20 protein-coding genes are annotated in these 25706 nt (G+C 42.0%); 13 read left to right on the top strand and 7 right to left on the bottom strand.

Annotation, left to right across the window (positions count from 1 at the left end; all coding sequences use genetic code 11):
* Positions 1–98 precede the first annotated feature (98 nt).
* The 7 genes from N483_RS13840 to N483_RS13810 all read left to right on the top strand — a co-directional run bounded on the left by N483_RS13840 (position 99) and on the right by N483_RS13810 (position 13991).
* Positions 99–2771, top strand: a complete 2673-nt coding sequence (locus N483_RS13840; protein WP_023399370.1) for a hypothetical protein — start codon at positions 99–101, stop codon at positions 2769–2771.
* On the top strand, positions 2768–7762 hold the full coding sequence (locus tag N483_RS13835) for a hypothetical protein (protein ID WP_023399371.1): 4995 nt from the start codon (positions 2768–2770) through the stop codon (positions 7760–7762). The genes N483_RS13840 and N483_RS13835 overlap by 4 nt, the downstream gene beginning before the upstream one ends.
* 2 nt (positions 7763–7764) lie before the next feature.
* Positions 7765–11460 carry a contractile injection system tape measure protein gene (locus tag N483_RS13830; RefSeq protein WP_063383353.1) on the top strand — a complete coding sequence of 1232 codons (3696 nt, stop codon included), beginning with the start codon at positions 7765–7767 and terminating at the stop codon, positions 11458–11460.
* A gap of 151 nt (positions 11461–11611) precedes the next feature.
* Positions 11612–12193 carry a hypothetical protein gene (locus tag N483_RS13825; RefSeq protein ID WP_023399374.1) on the top strand — a complete coding sequence of 194 codons (582 nt, stop codon included), beginning with the start codon at positions 11612–11614 and terminating at the stop codon, positions 12191–12193.
* An 84-nt stretch (positions 12194–12277) separates the two neighbouring features.
* Positions 12278–12721, top strand: coding sequence for a hypothetical protein (locus tag N483_RS13820; RefSeq protein ID WP_023399375.1), 444 nt, complete (start codon positions 12278–12280; stop codon positions 12719–12721).
* 102 nt (positions 12722–12823) lie between these two features.
* Positions 12824–13426 (top strand): hypothetical protein, encoded by a 603-nt coding sequence (locus N483_RS13815; protein ID WP_023399376.1) that lies wholly within the window; start codon positions 12824–12826, stop codon positions 13424–13426.
* A 112-nt stretch (positions 13427–13538) separates the two neighbouring features.
* A complete protein-coding gene (locus N483_RS13810; RefSeq protein ID WP_023399377.1) occupies positions 13539–13991 on the top strand; it encodes a hypothetical protein in 453 nt (150 codons plus the stop codon).
* Between the two features lie 116 nt (positions 13992–14107).
* On the opposite strand, the gene N483_RS27270 is transcribed toward N483_RS13810, so the two are convergent.
* Both N483_RS27270 and N483_RS13805 read right to left on the bottom strand, forming a co-directional pair.
* Entirely contained in the window at positions 14108–14419 is a 312-nt protein-coding gene (locus N483_RS27270) for a hypothetical protein (protein WP_023399378.1), read from the bottom strand.
* A gap of 360 nt (positions 14420–14779) precedes the next feature.
* Positions 14780–15052: a hypothetical protein gene (locus tag N483_RS13805; RefSeq protein ID WP_023399379.1), complete on the bottom strand. Its 273-nt coding sequence runs from the start codon at positions 15050–15052 to the stop codon at positions 14780–14782.
* Positions 15053–15620: 568 nt separating this feature from the next.
* Between N483_RS13805 and glnS the strand changes: the two genes are divergently transcribed.
* The 3 genes from glnS (at position 15621) to N483_RS13790 (ending at position 19612) form a co-directional block, all read left to right on the top strand.
* Complete coding sequence (gene glnS / locus N483_RS13800; RefSeq protein ID WP_023399380.1) at positions 15621–17282, top strand: glutamine--tRNA ligase; 1662 nt, start codon at positions 15621–15623, stop codon at positions 17280–17282.
* Positions 17283–17380: 98 nt separating this feature from the next.
* Complete coding sequence (locus tag N483_RS13795; RefSeq protein ID WP_023399381.1) at positions 17381–19192, top strand: protein kinase domain-containing protein; 1812 nt, start codon at positions 17381–17383, stop codon at positions 19190–19192.
* A 120-nt stretch (positions 19193–19312) separates the two neighbouring features.
* Positions 19313–19612: a hypothetical protein gene (locus N483_RS13790; RefSeq protein ID WP_023399382.1), complete on the top strand. Its 300-nt coding sequence runs from the start codon at positions 19313–19315 to the stop codon at positions 19610–19612.
* Positions 19613–19752: 140 nt separating this feature from the next.
* Here the strand turns inward: N483_RS13790 and fur are convergent, their stop codons facing one another.
* The 5 genes from fur to N483_RS13765 all read right to left on the bottom strand — a co-directional run bounded on the left by fur (position 19753) and on the right by N483_RS13765 (position 22218).
* Complete coding sequence (gene fur / locus N483_RS13785; RefSeq protein WP_023399383.1) at positions 19753–20199, bottom strand: ferric iron uptake transcriptional regulator; 447 nt, start codon at positions 20197–20199, stop codon at positions 19753–19755.
* 116 nt (positions 20200–20315) lie between these two features.
* Positions 20316–20843 (bottom strand): flavodoxin FldA, encoded by a 528-nt coding sequence (fldA, locus tag N483_RS13780; RefSeq protein ID WP_023399384.1) that lies wholly within the window; start codon positions 20841–20843, stop codon positions 20316–20318.
* 13 nt (positions 20844–20856) lie between these two features.
* Positions 20857–21135: a LexA regulated protein gene (ybfE, locus tag N483_RS13775; protein ID WP_023399385.1), complete on the bottom strand. Its 279-nt coding sequence runs from the start codon at positions 21133–21135 to the stop codon at positions 20857–20859.
* Complete coding sequence (locus N483_RS13770) at positions 21135–21356, bottom strand: DUF2788 domain-containing protein (RefSeq protein ID WP_023399386.1); 222 nt, start codon at positions 21354–21356, stop codon at positions 21135–21137. Before N483_RS13770 ends, ybfE begins: the two co-directional genes overlap by 1 nt.
* An 88-nt stretch (positions 21357–21444) precedes the next feature.
* Positions 21445–22218 (bottom strand): alpha/beta fold hydrolase, encoded by a 774-nt coding sequence (locus tag N483_RS13765; RefSeq protein ID WP_023399387.1) that lies wholly within the window; start codon positions 22216–22218, stop codon positions 21445–21447.
* A 125-nt stretch (positions 22219–22343) separates the two neighbouring features.
* On the opposite strand from N483_RS13765, the gene seqA reads away from it, so the two are divergent.
* The 3 genes from seqA (at position 22344) to astE (ending at position 25639) form a co-directional block, all read left to right on the top strand.
* Positions 22344–22892 carry a replication initiation negative regulator SeqA gene (seqA, locus tag N483_RS13760; protein WP_023399388.1) on the top strand — a complete coding sequence of 183 codons (549 nt, stop codon included), beginning with the start codon at positions 22344–22346 and terminating at the stop codon, positions 22890–22892.
* A 9-nt stretch (positions 22893–22901) separates the two neighbouring features.
* Positions 22902–24539, top strand: a complete 1638-nt coding sequence (gene pgm / locus N483_RS13755; protein ID WP_023399389.1) for a phosphoglucomutase (alpha-D-glucose-1,6-bisphosphate-dependent) — start codon at positions 22902–22904, stop codon at positions 24537–24539.
* A 68-nt stretch (positions 24540–24607) separates the two neighbouring features.
* A complete protein-coding gene (gene astE, locus N483_RS13750; protein WP_023399390.1) occupies positions 24608–25639 on the top strand; it encodes a succinylglutamate desuccinylase in 1032 nt (343 codons plus the stop codon).
* Positions 25640–25706 lie beyond the last annotated feature (67 nt).

Here is a 25706-nt window from a genome sequence, read left to right as displayed (position 1 = left end):
CCTATTTACTTTCACTTGACGCTGAATTAAGAAAACCGTTCACAGTTTAAATATTTTGGCGTCTTCTCCCATATCGAATTACTTTCCAAAGGAAAATCATGGAAATCAACGCACTGAAAATTGCTTCAGATGCCACGCTACATTCTGGGCAGGACCTAGAAGAGCTGCGCGCGCAAGGCATTGCGCAGTTGCAAAAGTTAGCGCCGGATACCTGGAGCGACCACAACGTATTTGACCCAGGCATAACCTTGCTGGAAGTTTTAGCATATGTGCTATCGGACCTCAGCTATAAACTCAATTATCCAGTGGAAGATTTGCTCAATGCTGAGTACGACGAGCAGTCGACCTTGACACAATTTCTAACCTCCGAGCAGGTGATGTTTAGTCATTGTGTTACCTTGGCTGATTATCGACGCCTGCTATTAGACATACCGGAGATTAAAAACCTAACAATCGATGTGCGCAACGATGGGGAAAATGGAGCAACCGTACTCGATTTAGTTGTGCAGCCACATCAACATGCGCAGGCTTCACATCAGAGCTTACAACAAGAGATCCATAAAACTTTTGCCAAATCGCGTACAGTAACGCACCAACTCGGCAACATTGAATTTTATCAGGCCGCGCCTGTGCATGTAGGGATGCACTTAGTACTCAAAGATGCACAGGATCTGGTGCAAGTGTTGGCGGATATTCTTACAAAAATTGCATTGGAAATATCGCCAAATCTTCCGCGCTACAATGCACAGCAGTTGCTGGAACAGGGAATGAACATCGACGATATCTACGTCGGACCAGCACTTAAAAATGGTTTTATTCTAGATGCCGATTTAGACGACACACCAGTTAAAAAGCATCTGTATAGCTCTGATATTTTAGATGCACTGCGTGTACATCCAAACATAGAGCAAATAGAAGAGTTTCGCTTCATCGTTGAGCATGGTGCACAACCTGGATATGAATATTGGCAGATTGAAGTTCAAGATATAGACCCAAATTCAACAAACCTTGCACCGGAGCTGGGCTTTTTGTCAGAGCTGTTTTTTGACGGTATTACTTTGATGATTGAAGGTCAAAGCTACACATTAAGCAGTGATGAAATAGCGTCGATTAAAACAACCATTAGCGACAATATCATCAGTCAAAGTTTGGATTCTATCTCTCAAGAATCAAGTAGCTCACAGGCATTTTTACCTTTAAGTCATTATCATTCGTTGCAGCATGAACTGCCAAAGACTTACGCAGTGACAGAGCTATCCTTAAGCCGTGAAATAGACTCAGCACAAAAAGCGCAACTTCTGCAGTTCAAAGGCTATTTGCACCTATTTGACCAGCTACTAGCAGATCAGCATAAACAGATAGATGTTCTACCTCATATATTAGCTTTACCACAGTATATGCATTTTGAGCGACTTGGTCAGATCATGGACCTAATGCTCGCAAGTGAAGCGTTGTCGTCACCTTTGCTGGATGAATTTTGGCAGCGTGTTGCTTTGCTACCACATACCCAACTTAGCCAAGCTGTAAGTGGCATAAGTGGTATCAATCATTTGGTTAAGATGGTTATGGCAGAGTATCAAGAAAGTGGGTTGCAGCAGCAACTCGAGGCGGATTTTTCAATTTCGCAACTGACTCGTTTGAATGACAGTCTAGCGCATTTGCTTGCACGTTTTGCAGTGAAATTACCCAATGCCAACTTACTAAAATACCGTGAAGTATTTGCTTTTTACGTCAATATACTAGGGGACTGTCATCAAGACCCAAGCCATCAAGAGGACTTGTTATCTCGGCTCGTTTTATTGCGCCAATACATAGACAAATGCCGTTTACTCAATGAGATGGGGATACTTGGCGAAAACCGGTGTCGCGGTTTTAACTATTTGTCTAAAACACCTAAAACAGCGCATCTGGCCAGCCTTGGTCGTTTAATAATGCGCAACCTTGGCTTTTCACATCACGGTCAAATGCCGATGGCAACACATAACCGTGAAAGCTTTTACTTGTTAGAAAGTGACTTACTTGGAAATACACGTCAAGGCATTTTGTATTGCATTTTGCCCAACTGGACAACGCGTATGCAAAGCGTTGAGTTTAGAGCCCTAGTAGAGAGCCAGATTACTAAGTTCAAACCCTTACATGTGAAAGTCCAGTGTATATGGCTAGATTCGGAGCAAATGAGCTTATTTGAGCGGTTGTATTTCGGATGGCTTAATTTCTATGGTCAGGCGCAGCGCGAAAGGTTTACAGGTGAATATGAGCATATTGCAAATGTTGCTCAAGATATCGGTGGCTTACTTGAGGAAATAGTGTCTACCGAGCCACAGAAGATCATCGAGAACATCATTGAATATGTGCTTGGCAAACCGCAAGGAATGGAAGTGCTCAACACGTACTGTGTGCAAATATTAACCGAGTACGCCTGCGAGCCCAAACCAACGGATATTGAAATTAAAGGGCAAACTTATTTGCAGGTACTGAAAGCTGTAGAAACAGTAATTGATGATCACAGTGAATTATACCCTGATGGGTTCAATGAACATCACGTAATTTACTTAGCAGCGCAGCTTTGTATTGATCACATTTGCACGCCTAATGCATTTGCGCAGCCAAATAATACAAAATTTACAATCGGGTATTCGCAACTCCCTTTTCTTAAACCGATTTTACCTGTGTCTTTTTCACAAATTAACTCAGATACCGCGGTGGTTTCGAAATTTATCGTGGCAACCAGCGAGCCGAATAGCATAAATCCTGAAGGAAACGAAGAATGAACAAATCCAGTGACCAAGAAGTGTTAGTCGAATGTGACCAACCATCTCTAGCCGAAAAGCGCAATCGCGCTGAATTATTTAAAGAGTTTGACGATCTCGCAACGCCGTCAGGGGATGATTTTAAATCGTTAATTCTCTCTGGCTTTAACCAATTAGATGATCCAATCGCTGTGGTTGAAAAAGATACGCTTAACGAAATTGAAGTAACTTCACCGCTAACGGTTAGCCCTGATGGTGAGAACGAACGGTTACGCGTAGACATGGAAGCGGTCAAAATTAATCATGATGTCGTGGTGTCGAATGAAGATAGCGAAGTTGATGTGCTATCCGCTGATGCACAAAGCGTTAATGTATACGACAAAGTTGTGGTTAACCCCAGCGCAGACGATGTTTTGCGTGTAACAGGAAATGTGAGAGCAACGCAGGCGCTTAAGTCTCAAACGGCGAATATTAGTCAGCATTTACAAGCCGGTGAATTATCTGTTGGCAAAGGAGCTGTGAACACCTTAGATGCTGGTTTGGATGATGAAGGCAACCCAACTATTACGGCACACGGCCAGGTAGAAGCGAAACAAGACGTTGCAGTTGGCGGACATATTCAAACCCAATCAATCACCGCATCGGGTACTGCAGAATTTCAAGGCAGCACGTCTGCGCACATGCTCACAGTTGAAGAGCGTACTGAACTCAATGGCGTGCTAGAAGCGCAAGAGGCGATTTTTGATGGGCATGTTGAAGTGCCAATGATGGGGGTTGGCCTTGAACAGAACAGTACTTCGGCAAAGCTTCATATTGGCAAGCGCTCATCAGATACGACAGATTTGTTTCGAGTCGATGATTATAACAAGGATACGACACCATTTATCATTAACCCTGAAGGCAAGGTTGGTGTTGGAACTGATATGCCTCAGGCAAGTATGCACATTGCCCAAGATTTATTGGTCGGCCAAGGTGAAGCGCAAGCACATATTGCATTAAATAGTAATGGCGATGCTGAGTTTTCCGGTACAGTCACCACAGAAAACGCAATTGACGTAGGCACTGATATTTCTGTCAGCAATAACGCGTACATAAGCCAAATGCTTGCAGTTGGTAGTGAGTCACCCAGTGCGAAAGTAGATATTCAAGCCAACACAGGAGATTTGCTCCATGTAGGTGACAACAACTCGGCTTTTTTGAAGGTGACGAATACGCCGGGAGCAAAAGAGAAAAATGTCAACATCTTAACCGATGGATATGTGTCTGAAAATCTTACTGTCGATAAGCAGATAAATGCACAGACTGCGCAGATAGAAGAAGCTCTGAGCGCTGGTACAACAAGGGTAAGTGACATCAATGTACAAGCTGATGCACAGATCAGCGGACAAACTCATACTCAAAAATTACGAGTAGGTAATCCGCTAGGCACACCTACGAATGTTGGTGCGCTGATCAATACAACGCTTGACGTTCAAGATCATGCTGAATTCACGACAATTCATGCAAATAGCGACGTGACCATTGATACTAAGCTGACAGCTGCGGACGCGCTGGTGAAGCACAATCTAACTGTCGGGGAAGCGGCGACTAATGAAGCAGCTACGCTTACAGTGAAAAGCACAGCGTCTGAGCGCACGTCACTGCTGGTCGCGGATCAAGAAGGTAATTCGCTGTTAAATATCAATGATACTAAAACAGTGATGGGTAGTGCGCAGCAGCCATACACTTTACATGTTAAAGGCGACATTGTTACACCACTGCTTAAAGTCACTGATCGCGCGGATTTTAGTGAACAAGTGAAAATTGCCTCAGAGAGTGTGCAAAGCGATTGGACAACAAGTGCTAAATTGGGCGTGTTGGCACATAACGGCCAACCTCAAAGTGTTGATATAAGCTATTTCAATGGTCTAAATACCACCACTCTTATCAGCACACAGGCTGAACGTATAGGCCTATTCAAGCGCAGCCCTGAAGAAAGTCTGCATGTTGGTGAGTCGGCATTATTTGACAAGAATGTAACATCTCTCTCGGGTGTGCACGTTGTCAGTGATAACAGTGAAAGCGGCGGGTTTAGTGCGACGCTGACGCACACTCAGATTGGCACGAGTGACAAGTCTGCACACTTTAATGTTTACGGCGATTCATATCTATTCGGTGAATTCACGATCACAGAGAATGAACTTACGGCAGTTAATTTTGCCAATAGCCAGTTTGTATTAACTCAACTCTCAGAAAGCCCGGTTTTCAGAATAACCAACACCGCAGAAGATGCGGAAATATTGGCTGCTGCTGGCCAGTTGGCGATAAACCAAACCCTGCCAACTAATGGCGCAAACCTTGCGGTGACAGGTCAGGCAGATATCTCGGGTCAACTTAATATTTCAGACGCAGATTTGGCATTACACGTTGATGGCAAAACCAAATTACTGGGACATGCTGAGCTTAAAAATGGTGCGCATGTAAGTGTTACAAATAACTCTGGGGATATACCAAGAGCAGCCCTGCATGTGGCAGGAAAGACGCTGCTGGATGGCGAATTACACTTAACCCAAGAAGCACAGTTCGACTCCCAATTGACCGTAAATGGTGATGCTGAAATCAAGTCAAACCTGCAAGTTGGACGCAATACACAAATTAACGAAACTTTGAGTGTCTCTGGCGAACATTATGCTGGTGGCAGTGTTGAGATCGAAGGTACAGAAGGGCGAGATGCACTCACGGTCAACAATGACGCTACGTTTAGAGCTGACGCTAATGTGGGGGGCAACTTATCATTAGCCCCTTATCAGGCAACGGCAAGATTGCATATTTGTGAAACAGATCAACAGGCTATTCGAGTTGATGACCCCAGTGGCAAAGCACAGCTGGTCTTTAGTCATGGTAATTTAGGGCTAGGCGTTGAACGGCCTGATTATGTTCTTGATGTCGGTGAAGATGCTTGCTTTAGAAGAGACTTATCCGTGCAGGGTCGTTTAGAAGTTGATGACAGTTTGCATGTTAACGAATACGCAAGTTTCAGAAGTAATATCAATATTTACGGCACCTCAGAGCTTCAAGGTGAAACACGTATCGGATTGGCGATGCACACATCTGAAGAGGAAAAATTATCTACTCGACGTAGTGCCCAGGTAAGCATTGAGCAAAACCACTTTGAGCATGCATTTGCGGTATATCACAAAGGGGTTAACCCAATAGTATTCCAAAATGGCAAAGTGGGGATCCGCAATGACCAACCAGACGCGGAGCTAGATATTGTCGGCGATGTGAAAGTTGAAGGTGACATTGAATTAAATGGCGTGTTACGCGGTACAGGGCAGTTAGAGTGCTTAGATGGCGCGAAAATTTTAGGCGATGTTGAGCTTCGTTCTGACTTAACGGTTTATGACGATGCGTTGTTTAAAGATACGGTGACCATTGAAGGTTTAACCACAATTGAACGTAAGTTGAACTTATTAGCTGATGCCAATTTTGCTAAGAGCCTAATGCTTGGAGAAGAGTTAACTGTAAATGGAAATGCTTTCTTTAAAGAAGCCGTACACTTTGACAAAGATACCACTATTCGCGGTAGCTTGGTTGTTGAGGGGCTAGACGCCGCGAACCAAGTTGTATTCAAGCCTCATGTCGATATCCATAGTCATTTAGCGGTTAAAGGTGAGACAAACTTTAGCAGTGATACTCACGTCAAGGGCGACTCGTACGTCAGTGGTTCAATTCACGCAGCAAAACTGGCCACCCAGCATGGCATTCAAGTCGGTGAGTCACTCAATGAGAGTGCCATGGTGGCTGTCAATACCAGTGAGGGTGAAGCAGCTTTAAATGTCGCTGTGCGCGGAACTTCAGAATTCATCGTTGACGGAAGTGCTAATGTAGGTATTGGCTGTAAAATGCCGGAGCATAAACTTGATGTAAAAGGTGATGCACGCGTATCGGACAATTTAACCGTTGAAGGAGACTTAGTCCTCGCGAATACACTGAACTTAGAGCAAGGTGCAGAAATTATCGGTGATTGCTCAGTTCAAGGTCAGATTTCGCCGCAGCAATTACAACTCCCAGAAGGCCCTCATATCGAGGCTGTTTCACCGGATTGCGAGCTTGGTGGGGACATGGCGTCTGACAATGTGCTTGCAACACAAGCCGCTGTAAAAGCCTACGTCGATGAACATGCATGGCGTTTTGGCCGCGGTAAAAAAGTCGTTGCGATACATAATCAGGAAGAATTTGATGATGTCTTCTCTCGAGATTGTTTGAGCAACATGACGATTTTATTGTTCCCTCACAATGGTCATCGCCAGGTTTCAAGAGCGTATAAACTCAAAAAAGCTGTGGAAGTTGGTTCAAACCTAACGATTGTTGGCTTCAACGAGCGGGAAACGCGCATTGTTAAAGCGCATTCAGGTTGTCGCTTCTTAATTCGCGGAGACCGCGATGCAACGGTTAAACATGTAAGTATGCATGGTTTCACGTTTGATGGTGCTATTCATGAAGTTTCTAAAGAGCTTAGCGCTTATGAAGGCAATGGCGGCGCATTCAATCTACGTTACGCCGATCAAATCGAATTAAACTGTGTAATTGAAAACCACGCAGTGAGTGGTGATGGTGGTGCTATTTATGGTGAAGACGTTACCAACATCGAAGCCAAAAACATCCGTAATTGTAGAGCTGGGCGACAAGGTGGTGCTGCATACGGCTTGAGGTATGCCATGATCCATGCACAGTACTGCTCAGCTGAACGGGGTGGGGCAGTTGCTCATTGTGATGATAGCGAAGTGACCGCTTTAAACAACACTGCACAGCTACATGGCGGCGGCGCTTACAAGTGTCAAAACCTGATTTGTAAAGGTTTTTGGCGTCGCAATAATGCGCAACAAGGTGATGGAAACCATATATTCAGCATGGGTTGCTATCACCTTGAGGAGCAAGAGGAGCATCACGGTGACTTCTTATGGCATGCTCTATTCTTAGATAAGCCATTGAACCACTCGCGTTTCTTCTGGCGTAATGACCACGTTTAATCATGAACTTGTCGATTGAACATATCGGGGCTGAGCTTGAGGCCCCATCTCACTTAGTGGACTCAGGGCAGCATAGCATTGCTGACCTTGAGTCGCTATTTAAGAACTGGTTGCATAAGGAGATCAACTGCTTACAAATTGAAATCCCAAACGTCAAGACATCTGTTGACTCACTGACTCTCAATGACATTGAGCTAGAGCTACCTGATATTGATTTACAAGCGTTAAAAGATAATCCAAGTGGATATTTCGCCCAGGTATTTAGCCCTGTTTTTTATGCAGCATTGGAACAGCAGTTATACAGAAAAATAAATGCGTTGGGAGTCGACGATTATGCGTTTGCGACGCCAGTTATCGATCATGTGTTGCAAAAGCAGCGAGGGCATTTGAGCTCACGCTCATGGCAGGAACTAAAAAGTGCGTGTTTATATAGTTTGCACAACCAACCAAAAATATTTTTAAAACTGCTCAATTCGCCAGAGTGGCCAAGTTTGCGAAGGCAACTGATATTACTTTTGTGTCAAAAGACATCGGATTTTAAAGCATTGCTCGCGGTCATATCAGCTGGGGTTATCAGTCAGAAAAGCGCTGATTTCATTAGTAAACTCTCGGTGCAGACGCGGATTGATTTATGGGCAGACATTGAATCGCTGTACACAGCTTATGTGTTCGATGCCGAAATACCTAAACAGCGAATGAGGTTGCTGGCAAAAGCATATCAGTTTTATTCTGAGCAGAGCGCTTTTGATAAACGCACTCGTACAGTTGTGCTCAAAGCATTATTGAAGCGCGGAGCAGCTTTGAATGCGCTTACAACATGGTTCGCCATCAAAGAAAAGTCTCAGTTAACGTCTGCCGACTGTAACACTCTGATATGTTTGGCACGTAAAGCCGGTGATAAATCTATGCCCGAACTTACCACTAGTGTCGTAGCGCAACCGAATCAGCAAAGTGTACTCGCAGAGCTGTTGAGTGTGAGTGATGATGTAGCAGATTTAGGTGGAGAGGCTCAGCATCAGCCATTAAGATCAACTGAGTATTTAGTCGCTCAAGTCAGATCTCAGATAGGCGGTGGGTGTAGAAAGACGATCCGCGCTCTTGATGCCTTATTAAAGCTGCTCCACAAGCAGCTTGCACACGCGGATTTACCTGCCATGAATCAGCTAAGTTGGCTCCAGTACTTAGCACAGCATGATATAGACCAATACTTACCTTCACCCATTCTAAAATCTTTGCAGCGCTTTTTGAACGAAGTATTACCTGAGCAGAAAGAGCAGTATTTACAATTACGAGTGATGGATCGCGCTTTGACACTGATCGGTCGTGAAAAACGTATACAAAACCAATTGGCTAAAACGCAGTATACGCTGCGTTATGCAAAACGAATTTTTGCCTTGTTGTGCCAAATTAAAAATATACCGCAACAATTTATTGAAAGCCTGAACACCATTTTAGTGAATCAACTAGATTCCAAGCAAGGGGTTGATTTGCAAAGAGGTATACCAGTATACCTCGAATCTTTATTGGCAATTGAAGCCTGGTTGGTTCGGGCTCGAACAGTCGCTGAACCGCTGCAAAATAGAGAGCTAGTCATTGAGCAGCCCATAGTGGGACGGCAGATGCACGAAGGTGCCTTGACGGTATCAAATAAAACAGCAGCAGACAGTGGCACGGCGCAAGAAAAGTCTCAGCTTGCAAGGGCTGCGAATTTAGCACTGAGTAATGTGAGTACAGCTGAGCCGTCAGCTCGAATTGTATTTCACTGTGGGCAGTCTTTGTATGTGGAAAGTATTCAACAGGCACAACAGAGACTCACACTGAGCGTACTTACATCGCAATTGAATATTCAGGCCAAGAACGAACTGATACAAAAAATTGCTGGTTTAGGCAGTACCGAGCTTGACCAATTTATACAAGAACATACAGAACGCTTTTTGGCAGAACAGGCACTGCCCATTAGCTATCAAAGCGATATGCATGGTGATGAGGCCGCTTCAAAAAAACAAAGTCATCCCCTCATTTTGAACCTCGTTCAAATTTGCGCGTCGCTAGTTAAAGAGCTCGATGGGATTTTAATATTGATCAATTCGGCGCAATCGCAGTGGACTCGGTCGACTCGTCAGGCTGATGATGGGTTTATAGCTAACCACTCTGAATGTGTGTTAAAAAATGAAAGCCAAATTAATGCCGGTGTGGACCCCACGTCAGAAAATGTTACGCAGCGTGTAGCAGTTGACGAATCACCTTCGCCTCATGCACAGCTTGATTTTGCGCGCGAGTTGCTATTGGTCTCACAGTTAAAGCGTTATTGCATGGCGTTTCATCAAGCCATCAATGTAAATAGAACTTTGTTTCAATTGCATAGTACGCATGATGTAACAGTGCAAATGATGGGGTATATCCAAAGCTGGCAAAACATGTTTACTACATTAGAACAATCGCAACGTGTCACCGCTTTACACCGTGCGCTCTCATTGAGCTTAACGGCGTTAAATACACTTAGGCAAAGAGTTTATGCGTTGAACCCGTATATACGAAGTCAAGCTCAAAAGCACCAAATGTGGTGGTTAACGCTGTTAGATATTGCGCACACGCCAGAAGAATTCTCCGCAGAATTAGCAAAAGAAAATCAACAGGTTGCTGAGCCTGAGACAAACGAAATAGCCTTAACTTCGCATGACAAAGCGCAACTCCTTGATACTGATAGTAGTTCCTCTATTGAGGTACCGTTATTTGATATTGGCGAATTGCAATCGGCTAAATCCTTGACAGAGGCAACAAAGCTGCTCAACACATACAAAACACACAACGGAACTGTCGCAACCAAAGTCAACTCGCTCCGCCCCAGTATAGCGACGAAGACACATGATATAGCAAAAGAACAAGGCTTTGTCTCGGGTGTTGCTGATGTGGCGCTGGGCCAAAATGAATCACTAAACTCGTCGCTTGATGACCGTTTTGTAAAAACTGAAGGTGCAAGAGGGTCAATGCAACAGGACGCGTTAGGTGCCCTTAAAGCGGGCGCAGTAGATAAGCATGTGAACCGTGTCATTGCGCAAGTGTCGGAGCAGGCCAATAAACATCAAAATATCATGTTGCGTTTGGGTATTGAATCACTCAAGACCCATAGCGAACAGGTGGCTTCAGAATTAAAACATCAATACCAACAACCTTCAGAGCAATTGATCAGTGATGACGCTGGAGTGGTATTACTGTGGCCATTTTTTGAAATATTGTTCACAAAGATGTCGCTCTTGGATAAGTCTCAATCAGAGCAAGTCACTTTTAAAGATACGGCAGCCCAGCACAAAGCATATTCACTGCTTTGTTCATTGGCATCGCTAGAGCCAAATAGCACCGAAACTTATGTGATCAATGCTTTACTTGGCCTGCCTATTGAGTACGAATTTGAAGAAGTCGACTCGCTCAATGAAGAAGAGCTAGATGAGTTACACACTTTGGTGTCTGCAGCCGTTGCTCGCTGGGATGCGTTGAAAGGCATGCCTGTTGAATCGTTCAAGGCTATGTTTTTGCAACGTAGCGGAGAAGTGAAGCTCACAGCTAATGGCGTCAGTGTTGTGGTTGAAAGTAAACCGCAAGACGTTCTGCTAATGAAGTTACCGTGGGGGTTAGGCATTGTGCAACTACCTTGGTTAGGCAACGACTTGGTCAATATTGAGTGGCAATATGGATTCTAAAGTATTTAGCAAAACCTACCTTATTTAAACCGAATAAAACTTAAAACAAGGGCGTAATAGTAGACCTATTTATGCGCCTTAAAACCCAAGACCAATTATCAAATGGGATAGCCAATAATAAAGCTAACCGAAATTTAAAATGGAGAAGTGTATGCCTGTAAATAATCGTTCAAATCTACGCGCTTTAATTGAAGAACATCAAGTGCGTCAACAGCAGTATCAAGTTGCAGAAAACAAAGTGCAGTCCTACTTGGAGTACAACCGTCATTGTTTGCTCCAACATTTGAATAACTTATTTACAAAGAGGGTATTGCCACATTTAGAGCTAGCTAAGGCATTGCTAATGGAGCAAGGCTATCAAGCAGAAATTGAAGTTGAGAAGCAAACACTGCATGAAGAAAACTCTGCAATAGAGGTGATCACACAGGTATCGTTGCTTTTTTCCGGCAATCCGGACGACCAGGATGTCAGCCTTACACAAAATAGGTTATTGATTTTTACTAGGCCAAATCACGCATTTATTTATGCAAAATACATTACGGATCTGGTAACAAGCCAAACACAGCCACTGTTTTTCGCAGATGAATTTTACTATCAAAATATGCCGAATGTAGATGTTCAATTTCCGCATTTTCCGTTTCCACCAAATTTTGATGATCACAGTGAATTTAAGTCTATGCTCTCGGATTTCTTAAGTATGGTGTTTTTACAAATTAGAGGAAAATTGAGTTAACGAAAAATTGAGTGCAAACCTTGGTTTTTTGTCACAAAGGGATTTCCTCTGCGTCAGTGATTAAAGCAACTAAGGAGAGACATTGTGGCAAATTATCAAGAAGCGTTTGCATATGCTTTTTCGCACCCTAGTAAATACTTGCAGGGTGATTACTCAATATGGCGTTGTTTGACGTTGAAGCCGCTTTTGTTAGCTGAAGGGTTTTCAGACGATGAACAATACACCTTATTTGAAAAGATATATGCACCTGAGCTTTGGCGTGAGTGCAAAGGCGATCAAATTACAGATCAAAAAGTGGCAGGTTTATTATTATTGATCAATGCCAAAGGTTATTTAGCAACCATGCTAAAAGAGATGCAAAGCTATTTCAACATCACACCTAGTAGTCAAATGTGTGAGCGAACCCTATATCATATAAATTTATTGCCCAAAAGTGCATTGCTAGATTGGCTTGACACAGGTTTGCAGTATTTTTCTCTTGTTCAAAAAAAGAGACATGAATCGTACTTTCTCTGTGAGAGTGGTTGAAAACTAAATTTATTACCCGATATAGGAAAATAAGATAATATATGATTTCAAAAACGTAGCTACTTGATGGTGGGTACTAAAACGAACATTAGGGAAAGCACAATGACAATACAACTCCCCAATTTTGGTCAGTTCACTTTTGAACAAGAAGGGCAAGAAGGTGGCCCTTATCATAGCCGTACACTGCATGTTCCTTCTCAAAGTTCAGGCCTCACAATAGGGCGCGGTTTTGATTTAAAACACCGTAGTGCCGAACAGATAGTCGAACAGTTATTGCAAGCAGGTGTTGCGTATGACGATGCGAATAAGCTTGCTAAAGCATCAGGCTTACATGGCTCTGAAGCAAAACAATTCATAACAGAGCACGGCCTTCAAGGATTTGAGGTGAGCCCAAAAGAGCAAGTTAATTTGTTCGAACAAACTTATGAAGTGATGGCCAAAGATGTCAAACGCATTTGTGACAAAGCGGACTGTGTAGAAGTCTATGGCCCGGTCGACTGGGAAAATTTACATCACAAAATTAAAGATATCTTAATTGATTTAAGGTATCGAGGTGACTACACACCAGCAACACGCAAACGGATCCAACGTTATGTTGTTCTAAACGACCTGCAAGCTTTCAGCAAGGAGATGTCTGATAAAGAACTGTGGCACAAAGTACCAATAGAGCGCTTTAAACAGCGTTTGGCCTATTTAACGACTTAAAAAGCTGCTTATGCAGCTTTTTTTGTGAAGCTTTCATATTTTTGAAAAACAGAAAATAACCTAAACTGGTTTAACTCACGAATTAGAATATGGCTAAGGGGTTGATTTAGGCATGCAAAAAGTGACTATTTCTATTGTGATTTTCGCGTGTGGCCTAATGGCGATGTTCACCTTACAGCATTATGCTGAGCTTAATAAGCCCACACTTGAAGATTTTTCTGTTGTATCTCAAGCAGCCAGTGTGGATGTGAGTGAGAAGCTATGCAAAAGTGGTAAGTGTTCAGACTATCTTAATTTTACCGTAAAAAGTGTCTCATTTACTGTGAGTGAGTATTTTCCATATTACAATCAGATTAAAAGTAACTTACCCAATGGGCGAGTTCGAATATGGTATGACTCTAAGAATCGCAATAAGATTCTAAAAATCACTCAAGGCAACAAGGTCATTGCACCATTTGAAAAGCTAGTACACATTAAAGGGTATGCTAATAATGTTTCTGCACTGATACCGTTTGGTTTAGTTATTGTTTTTTTAATCGCATGGTGGAGAGATGAGCGGAAATAGCAATTAGGTTGACATGTTATCAATAAGCATACTTAGAATTTTGTAAATACGACGAATTTAGAAATGCAGCTATGCTTACTAAATAGCATATTAATCATGAATAGTGCCGAAGCATTTTATTTTTTCAGTTTATTGCTAGAAGGGTGTGAATACCCGTCAATTTCAGGAGTGGAGAGTAAGTAAGAATGAAATGTAATAATACCGGTACTTCTGCGGATCCGCTCTGCCCAAAAAAAGCCGAGGATTGAACCTAGCAGTGCACATCCAGTAGTTATGTGTATAGCTGTGCTTTGGTCAAAAAACTGTATTGATATCAACCCCAAAATCCCCATGAAAAATACGGGCGATAAGACGATTTGCAGATATAACAGGGAAACAACAACAGAGCCCAAAAAGATGAGGTGCCACTCAAGTACTTTAGTGATCATATTTATAAATATATTCCGAGATTTTATGTATTTAGTGCAAGCAGTAACAAGAGAGAGTATTTTAAATCATTTCTAAGAGGTTTTATACTGGTTAATAATTTGCACTGCAATAAGTATTTTTCTATTGGCGTTAACCCCAAAAGAATGACCCAAATAGGTGTTTAGTGTGTCATTGATTTTTTATAAGAGTTTTGGGAGTGCAGCTTGGCTTGCTGTTTGACACATCTGATTTGTTTGAACAGTGAAAAAACAAGTGAAGCAGGTACTAGTTAAGGGGTATGTACCCCAGGGCAATAAACTCAGTGCCACAATACAATTTGTAGCACTGCGGTCGTGCACGCATAGGGTGCCTGTCATCAATTAGCGAAATGTATAATATTGATAAATATACACGCCGCCTGGAGCCCAACCACCAGGGCCTGCGATAGTCCAGCTTGGAGGACAGTTTTGCCAAGGTCTTACTGTTTTTGTTTCCCAAAGAGGCGCTGTTGAATCGTTGTGAGCAGCAGTCAGCTTATAGTGGCATACCTTATAGGTTGCACTTGAATTGATGTTTTCTGACGCGTTGGCTGATTGGCCAAAAGTAACAGCCCCTACCATTAGAGCTGATAGCATTAAGGTTTTCTTATTCATCACATTTCCTTGATTACGTTCATTTAGTCGATGAAGATACTTAAATTCAATATGTCTTTAGCTTTGAATTAGACCCCATTACTTAAACATAATCTGAATGAAAAGTGAACGAGTGGAACTTGTTATATTTTCATGCTGTGTATTAACGAAACAAGTATAACTGAACGTGATATTGAGCCTGCGGATCACTTACAGTCTGCGGGCGTCAGATTTGTTTGGGTCTGAGCTTCTGTTGAGATAAAAGGATGTTGTATCGGGTTTGTTACACAATCGAGCATGTTGCTTCAATATTGACGAGGTTGTATGGACTGAGTGTTTGCAAAGTAATCTACTTTAACTTGACTTGTGCATGTATACGTCGCCATGGCAGTGTCTTGAAAATGATATTCGGCGGACACATAACAGTAATTTAAACAGTCAAAATGGCGTAAATTAGACTGTAATTTGCACAGCGCTTAAAAAACACAAAATAAATCTACTTTATGAGTAGATAAGCGCTGTAAGTTCCCAAATTATTTTGTAATAATGCGTCAGTTAACAAGCTACAAATTCAGAGGAAAGACCTCCTATGGCGGATACAGAGAATCGCCCAACTAACTTCATCAGAAATATCATTGACGGAGATCTGGCAAGTGGCAAACACGCATCTACACATACGCGTTTCCCGCCAGAGCCAAATGGTTTTTTACACATAGGCCATGCAAAGTCTATCTGCCTAAACTTTGGCATTGCACAAGACTACAAAGGCCTTTGTAATTTACGTTTCGACGATACTAATCCAGAAAAAGAAGACATCGATTACGTAAACTCAATTCAGAACGACGTTAAGTGGTTAGGTTTTGACTGGGATGGTGAGATTTGCTACTCATCAAACTACTTTGACAAGTTATATGGCTACGCAGTAGAGCTGATCGAAAAAGGCTTAGCGTATGTGTGTTTCTTGTCAGCAGAGCAAGCGCGTGAATATCGTGGCACACTTACTGAACCTGGTAAAAATAGCCCGCACAGAGATACTTCTGTTGAAGAGAACTTAGCCCTTTTTGAAAAAATGAAAAATGGCGAGTTCAAAGAAGGCGAGTGTGTGCTGCGTGCAAAGATCGATATGGCAAGCTCATTCATGGTGCTTCGAGATCCGATTATTTACCGCATACGTTTTGTTCACCACCATCAAACGGGTGACAAATGGTGCATTTACCCAATGTATGACTTCACGCACTGCATTTCGGATGCGCTAGAAGGTATCACGCATTCACTATGTACCCTTGAATTCCAAGACAACCGTCGCCTTTACGACTGGGTATTGGAAAACATTAGTATTGAATGTCAGCCACAACAGATTGAGTTTTCACGTTTAAATCTTGAATACACGGTTATGTCAAAGCGTAAGCTCAATGATCTTGTGGAAAACGGCCAAGTCGAAGGGTGGGATGACCCTCGCATGCCAACTATTGCTGGTCTGCGTCGCCGTGGTTATACACCTGCTTCTATTCGTGAGTTCTGTAAACGTATTGGTATTACAAAACAAGATAATATGGTTGAAATGGGTATGCTTGAAGCGTGTATCCGTGATGACTTAAATGAGAATGCGCCACGTGCGATGGCAGTTTTAGATCCTGTGAAGATTGTGATCGAAAACTATGATGCGGATAAAGTAGAAATGTTATCTGCGCCAAACCACCCAACTTTAGAGATGGGTGAGCGTGAGTTACCATTTACGCGTGAAATTTTCATTGAGCGTGAAGACTTCCGTATTGAAGCGAATAAAAAGTTCAAACGTTTAGTGTTAGGCAAAGAAGTACGTTTACGTAATGCCTATGTGATTAAAGCTGAGCGCATTGAAGAAGATGATTCAGGCAATATCACAACGATCTACTGTACCTATGATTCTGAGACACTAGGTAAAAACCCAGCAGATGGCCGCAAGGTTAAGGGTGTAATTCACTGGGTGTCGGCTTCTCATTGTATTGAAGCAGAAGTGCGTCAATATGATCGTTTATTTAGCGTGCCAAACCCAGCGGCTGCAGATGATTTCACTGCAACATTAAACCCAGATTCACTGGTTATCATTGCAAACGCGAAGCTTGAGCCTTCACTTGCCAATGCAAATCCAGAGCAGGGTTTCCAGTTTGAGCGTTTAGGTTATTATAGCCGTGATAACAAGTCTGAAAGCTTAACATTCAATCAAACAGTGGGTCTTCGTGATTCATGGGCTAAGATTGAAAAAGCATAAAGCTTGGTCAAACTAATCATTATTTTTTGTAAAAAAGGTCGACATTTGTCGGCCTTTTTTTCAATATATTCATCAAATTAGTTTTAATAAGTTGCGCCGTGAGCAAACAGTCAATTCACAACTTCTACATCAATGAACAGCAATCGATTTATTTGCTATCGCACCACGATGCGAAAAAACATCGTCAATGGCTAAACATTTGTAAAAAACAATTGTCGCTACTCGGATATCAAGATGTCGAGTTGATAGGCTCTGGCGCGTTTGGCTTTGTATTTGCTGGTGTTGAGGATAGCGGTGCACAGTGGGTGTTTAAATTTTCGAGGATCACATTAGCGCAGAGTGTACGAGATCGACTCGAAGACGAAGCTTACATGTTATCTCAAATAAATAATCCTATGGTGCCTGAGTTTTTTGCTTTTGAGCGAGTCAAAAAGCAAGGGATATTAATGATGGCCCGCGCAAAAGGTGAGGATCTTGAGCAAATATCCTTAAAACAAGGGCGCTTAAAGCCTCGAGATCTCGTTAACTTAGCGCTAAAGCTTCGCAACGTCTTGCTTGATCTGCGTGAGCGAAAAAATGGTATGTCATTACAACCAGTTGTGCACGGTGATATCAAGCCATCAAATATTGTCTGGGACCAACAATCAGATGCGTTTTCTTTGGTCGACTGGGGAAGCTCTGTTTATGCGCAAATAGATGTTCATGGGGAGCCTGTCGCCAGTAATATTATGGATTTAATGTCTTCGGACATTGCCAGCACGAATGCTCGCATGGGAGATGTATACTTTATTGGCGACGAGCAAATGTCCGGGGCGCGCTCTTCACCTCGCTTTGATGAGCAGGGAGTTGCTTCGACAATTTATGCGCTGGCGAGTGCCCAATCTTGCCGTTTTGGCGCACAAGTAATTCCTGCTGCGAGCTTGGGTTTGCCAATAGAGTTCGCTCGTGTCATTGATGGTATGCTAAGCAAGGATAAAGTCACCAGAGACGCAGCAGGAGATTACTTTATTCGTAATATGCCTGCTATGGCAAAGGTATATCTCCCTGATATTTCTTTACCTCAAGCAAAGCCCTATATTCCATTTTGGACTGTACAACAAACTGATTTGCCAGACACTGTTGTATATAGCTCTCGGAAACAGTTTTTACGCCGAGCTGATCATAATCAGCAGTTACTTGATGTAAATGATGCTCAGCTCGACAGATACTATAAAGAGTTCTTGTTTGATACTGGCGATACCGAAAAGGCGTTTTTGGCGTCTATAAGCCGATTGGCAAAATATCCGGTAGTAGGCGGGCTGAGTTTTCACTGGCAACAAGAATCTCTATTTGTTGAGTCTAGCCTTATGTTGCATGACGAGGGTTTGCAGGATGCATTTACCGACGCCGTCAATGCTACAGTGATGTTAGCGCAAGGAATAAAACAAAAGGGGCTGTTTAAATGCTGCTTGTTTGATGCGCGACAAACCATTCAGTTAGAACGGGATGAAACGGGAGCATATATCTTTGAGCAGTTGCCTGAACTAAATTATAGCGTAAGCCACGTTGCTGCCTCAGAGGTAACGAGGCCTCATTCCTATTTTGAGGATGGAAAAGACCCTGATGAGCAACTTCAGTTACCTAAAAAAATAATTCAGTGTGTTTTTGAGCTGAACAAAATTCACCATACCGGATGTATTATTTTTGAATCACTCAGTGATCGTTTAAAAATACACTACTATTATCGGTTGCTGGACGCGGAGCAAGAAATCGCGTTTTCTGCACTGTTGAGAGAAATCATCCAATATACGGTCAGCATTCAAGACTATGGTGTAGCGGGGTTTATGAAGCTTCCTTATAAAAACACCCGTGAATTTGAACTGTGTACAACCCAACAAGTGCAATATTATCCAAAAAACCCCAAATGTTAAGAACGTAATGAACAACTGAAAGTTTGTACATGTTGTCTAGTAACAAATGGACTAGTATATGACGAATTGTCAATTGAAATTCCGTGATGCATATAGCACTCTGTTTCTTAGGAGGGCGCTATGGATAAACAAAAGAGACAGGAGATCTTAACCTTAAGTTGGGGGATCCATGATGACGTAGAGCAAGCTATTGCTCGACATTCAGCGGTAGAAGGGGATGACAATTGGGCTGATAAACAACGCTTGCTTATCGCCGATATGTCTTTGCATCTATTGCAGACAGCACTTAAGCCGGAGCCAATCAGTCATGAAAAGCTTAAAAATAACTTGAACGCTATTTTAACCTTGTCTGATGACTTTGTCAGTGAAGTAGATCTAAAGCGAGTGGCAGATGCGTTATATGGACTAGAAAAAATTTAAGCTAAGCGAATTCAATAAACGTTGAGCAGTAAACATGTGACCTTTTAGTGAATGGCATAAAGCCTAAAGTAAGTATTCTTAAAGCAAAAAAAAGCCAGCAATGTGCTGGCTTAATCAAAATTATACAGTGTATATTGTCATCAAGAGTCGTCAGATTCTGAAAACTTTTTACAAGCTTCTGCATCTTCACACTCACCGTAAAGGTATAGTGAGTGGTTAGTTAGCTTGATACCATTGCTTTTTGCAATTTCAAGCTGACGAGTTTCGATCACATCATCTTCAAATTCGATAACCTTTCCACACTTCAAACAAACTAAGTGGTCATGGTGTGTGCTACCTGATAATTCAAAAACTGACTTGCCGCCTTCAAAGTGGTGGCGTGTCACAATACCAGCATCATCAAATTGGTTTAATACACGGTATACTGTTGCTAAACCAATTTCTTCGCCTTTATCTAGCAAAATTTTATAAACATCTTCTGCACTGATATGTTGGTTTTCAGGAGATTGCAAGATCTCGAGAATTTTTATACGTGGTAAGGTGACTTTTAAGCCCGCCTTTTTAAGCTCTAAGTTGTGATCAGTCATTTAATCTGTCTCAATCTATTATCTTTTACTTCAATTCTTAAGAATAAGCACGACCATTTTCTTAAGAATAACGTGCACGGGCAACAAGTCAAAGCTTGTTTGACTAATTTGAAGAATTAATCTTCTAACTCGCTTAAACACATTTCATCATGCACTTGCGCGCACCAATCTTTAATACGCTTTTCAGTGAGCTCTGGTTGACGGTCTTCATCAATACCTAAACCAACAAAGTGGTTGTCATCAACAAGGGCCTTAGAAGCTTCGAATTCGTAGCCTTCAGTTGACCAGTGGCCAACCACGATAGCACCACGTTCTGTCACGATGTCATTAACCATACCCATCGCATCTAAGAAGTACTCAGCGTAATCTTCTTGGTCACCACAACCGAAAATTGCAACTAGCTTACCTTCGAAATCAATTTCTTCTAACTCAGGGAAGAAATCATCCCAATCACACTGTGCTTCACCGTAGTACCAAGTAGGGATACCAAATAAAATTAGGTCAAACTCTTCGATGTCTGCTTTGCTGCTTTTAGCAATATCTTTTACATCAATTAATTTTTTACCAAGTTCTTTTTGGATCAGTTTAGCAACGTGTTCGGTGTTACCCGTATCACTGCCGAAAAAAATACCTACGCTTGCCATTAATTACTTACCTTTATCTATTAATCGCTAATTTCTCTTGCAAGATGGTTTCTATGAGTGCGCTACGACTGATATTTTGTTCTTCAGCCATATCACTCAGCGCTTGGTAAAGTTCTGAAGAAACTTTGAACTCTACGCGCTTTAACCCTCTTGCTCTATCTCTTTTAATTTGATTACGCTTATTGATCTTGAGCTGCATTTCCCTGGGTAAGGGATTTGTTTTTGGCCGACCTGGGCGTTTTTCATTCTCAAATAAGTCGATAGTTGTTCTATCTAATTCAGACTTGGCCATTAACCAACACCCGCACCTTGCCAAAACACTTGGATAACTCCTTTGGCTATGAAACCTGAACAACCTAAAAACAACACCAGCCAAACGATGTATCGACCAAATTTAGGCACGTCACCTTTCTTTAAAACGTCCTGAATGGCCATTCCAATAAGAAAGAATATACATGCGAGAGCAAAGTAAAAACCAAGAGTTTCAAACTCATTTATGTATTGACTGATCATCTTTGCACTACTAAAACCTTAAACGGCGGCTACTATAGCATATCTAACGACAATAAATTAAGTTTCGCCGTATAAAAAAATCCGACAATTATTGAATAAAATCAATAATAGAACGATTGACAGCCTCGGGCTTTTCAGCATGCAGCCAATGACCAGCTCCTTGGATGATTTTTGCTCGTGCTTTTGCAAAAGCACTGACAATTGCATCTTTATGTTCTGGCAAAATATAGTCGGAGTTGTTTCCTTTGATAAACAGCGTATCACACAAACAGGTACGAGGTGTATCTATGTTCTCGATAATATGGGAATAATTTTCTTCTATTATCGGTAAGTTAAATCGCCATTCAAGCGTACCTTGCTCGTTTTTGGCTAAGCTTTTCAACAAAAATTGTCTTACACCAAGCTCTTCAATATACTCAGACATCACTTTGTCTGCTGCGCTTCGACTCGTCGGCGTTTGCTGACTGACTTGGTTAAGAGCATGAATGATAGTGTCATGTCTTGAGTGGTATTTTACCGGCGCAATATCCAAAACGACCAGCTTTTCTACTTTTTGCTCGTCAAGCATAGCCACTTGCATCGCTACTTTGCCACCCATTGAGTGACCTACAAGAGTCACCTTATCCAACCCAAAGTGGTGTATCAGAGAGAGTATGTCCTCAGCCATAACTTGATAATTCATGTCATCACTTTTGAACGACCGACCGTGATTACGCAGATCTACGTTAATGACATTGAAACTTGACTCCAATGCTCTAGCAATCACGTTTAGGTTTTCAAGAGAGCCAAATAAGCCATGGATCAAGATCACAGTTTTGGCGTTATTTTGGTCTAATCCACTTTGTTTAAAATTAAGTAACATACTACCTCCAAGTTTGCGCGGCTATTTTGCCAGTCTTAATTCAAAAATCAAAGCCGTAGAGGAAGAAGAAAAATTTAGATATAATCCCCCCAGATGCGGTAGATGTATAAAATGACAGGACAAGCATGAAAACAATAGAAATAGATGACGAGCTATATCAATACATTGCAAGCAATACGCAGAGTATTGGTGAGAGCGCCTCACAGATCCTGCGTCGTTTATTAGAATTAGAGCCAACTCAAGGCAATTCGGGAACCATTCAAACCGAAGTAAAAGAAGCAGAACCTGTTCAAATTGAGAACAAGGTAGAAGAGAAAATAGAACCAGTACGAGAGTCTGCAAACGTATTTAACATTCTAAATAAAGAAGAACTCGCTATGCAAAAAGGTGTAGTAGGGCGCTTTTTATTTATTTTGGCTGCATTTCATCGTACTCATAAGGCCCAGTTTAATAAGGTTCTTGAAATCAAAGGGCGAGACAGAATTTACTTCGCAACAAGTAAAGAAGCGTTGCTTGAAAGCGGGAGCAGTATGAATCCAAAAAATATCACTGATAGTGAATATTGGGTCATGACCAATTCAAACACCACGCGTAAGAAAATGATGCTGCACGAGGTTGCGCTAATTTTAGGCTACACTCAGCAGCAAGCAGAAACCGTTCGAGACTACCTATAAGGAAATGTGATGGCAAACCATCCAAACGCAGGCAAAAAAGCTCCTAAGTCACAGCTCGCTAACATACCAAAGCTGGTTTCAGCTTATTATTTAAATGAGCCAGATCTTGAATCTAACCCGGAACAATGTGTTGCATTTGGCACGTCAGGTCACCGCGGGTGTTCGTACAACGTGAAATTTAATGAGTCACATATTTTAGCGATTACTCAAGCTATTTGTGATTATAGAAAGGCCAATAACATATTCGGTCCGCTTTATCTTGGTAAAGATACACATGCACTTTCTGAGGCAGCTTTCAACTCAGCGATTGAAGTATTAGTTGCAAATGAAGTACAGGTTATTACCCAAGAAAATGACGATTTCACGCCAACGCCCGTAGTGAGCCACGCTATAGTTTGCCACAATCGCACCCATCCCCATGAATTGGCGGATGGCATCGTAGTAACACCTTCGCATAATCCACCCGAGGACGGCGGCTTTAAGTATAACCCGCCAAATGGCGGACCAGCAGATACCGATGTCACGAACTGGATTGAGCAACGTGCAAACCAATTGCTGCGTGAAGATTTAGTCGAGGTGCAGTTATTTCCTTATGCAAAAGCAAAGCGTTCTGGTTTTATCAAATATGAAGATTTGATCACGCCTTACGTTGAAGACTTAGCGAATGTCATAGATTTTGAGGCCATTTCAAAAGCAAACGTCAATATTGGCATTGACCCACTCGGTGGTTCTGGGATTAATTTTTGGCCGGTTATCGCTAAGCGATATGGCTTAAATATGACGATTGTGAATGATGAGGTTGACTCTAGGTTTGCGTTTATGCCGTTAGACAAAGATGGCAAAATAAGAATGGATTGCTCTTCTCCTTTCGCAATGGCCAACCTAATTGCACTTAAAGATGACTATGATATTGGCATTGGTAATGACCCAGACTATGACCGCCACGGTATTGTCACTAAAGATGGTTTGATGAACCCCAATCATTTTTTAGCTGTTGCAATTGATTATTTGCTGCAAAACCGTGATTGGGCAGACAATATTAAAGTGGGCAAAACTTTGGTATCGAGCGGCATGATTGACAAAGTTGTGCAAAGCCACGGCAATGAAGTTTACGAAGTACCAGTTGGTTTTAAGTGGTTTGTTGAAGGGCTCAGTGAAAAATGGCTTGCGTTTGGCGGTGAAGAAAGTGCCGGAGCTTCATTTTTACGAAAGAATGGTGATGTTTGGAATACCGACAAAGACGGCTTTATTTTGGGGCTTTTAGCTGCTGAAATTTTAGCGGTTACAGGAAAAACACCTTCTGAACGGTATAAAGAATTAGAGCAAGCATTTGGTGCACCAAGCTACAAACGAATCGATGCGCCAGCAAACGACGGGCAAAAAGCCAGATTAAAAGCGCTCAGTGTAGATGATGTCAAAGCTGATACACTAGCTGGTGACAAAATCACAGACATTCTTACCCATGCGCCAGGTAACGGCGCAGCGATAGGTGGGTTAAAAGTAGTTACAGAGTCAGGTTGGTTTGCAGCCAGACCGTCTGGTACTGAAGACATTTATAAAATTTACCTTGAGTCATTCAAAGGTGAAACGCATTTAGCTGAACTTGAAAGTGCTGCGAAAGCGCTAGTAGATAGCGTGATTAGCTAATAATCCAATTATTAAAGGCCATTTTATATGGCCTTTTTCTTTTTTCACATCTCTCATAAGGTGACAGTATGTACCTTGATACATTAAAAGCAACAGGGGACTTTTTAACCATAACTCGTGAAAATGAGTTTGAATTAGCGCCGAGCCAATTTACATTGGAAAACGGTACTGAGGTTAAAGTATTAGACACCGGTGTTATCCAATTTACGCCTCAATGTGAAACACAAAAAGACTTTGTGTTTTCAAGTGCGGTCCATGGAAATGAAACAGCACCAATCGAAATTTGCGACGAGTTGATCAAGCAAATTATCCTCGGTGAACTTGAATTAAAGCAGCGAGTTCTATTTATTTATGGCAACCCAAAGTCAATTAATATTGGCAAGCGTTTTGTCGATGAAAATTTAAACCGCTTGTTTAATGGTGCGCATGAAAACAAGAGTGATAACCCCGAGCAACTCCGTGCCGCGAATCTAGAAAAGTATGTGCGCGAATTTTTCACCAGTGTTGAAATTGGCCGATATCGTGCCCATTACGATTTGCATACGGCGATCCGTGGCTCAAAAAACGAAAAATTTGCAGTCTATCCTTTCTTGCATGGCAAGCCTTGGAAAAAGTCACAGTTGCAGTTCTTGTTGTCTTGCGGAGTCAATACTGTGCTAATGATGAGTTCGTCAGCCACAACATTCAGCTACTTTTCGTCAAAGCAATTCGAAGCTGACGCATTCACTGTTGAACTTGGGCAAGTGAAACCGTTTGGCCAAAATAATATGGCGAGTTTTGAAGCAACAAAGCAAACTCTTAGTGCATTAATTAGCCAAAAAGAAGTTAAATATAAAGATTTTGATGCAAAAGATTTTGAGCTGTTTACTGTTCATCGAACTATTAATCGGACATGTGAAGATTTTTCATTTCCTTTCCCTGATTCTGCGGTCAACTTCACTGGATTTGCAAAGGGTGAACTACTTGCAACTGATGGAAATACAGAGATATTTGCAGAAGTAGAAGGCGAAGCAATTATCTTCCCGAATGCTAAAGTAGCACTAGGTCAACGTGCATTATTAACCGTAATCCCTATGGAAGTGAACGAAAACTTTGTTTAACCCTCTGAAATAAAAGTTTTTTTGTAACCGTATCGAAATCTTTCCAGAATAAAAATGCAAATTATCG

This window comes from Pseudoalteromonas luteoviolacea NCIMB 1944 (genome assembly GCF_001625565.1).
Lineage (GTDB): Bacteria > Pseudomonadota > Gammaproteobacteria > Enterobacterales > Alteromonadaceae > Pseudoalteromonas > Pseudoalteromonas luteoviolacea_F.
Note: the sequence above shows the minus strand (reverse complement) of the source record. Positions and strands in the feature narration are given on the sequence as shown.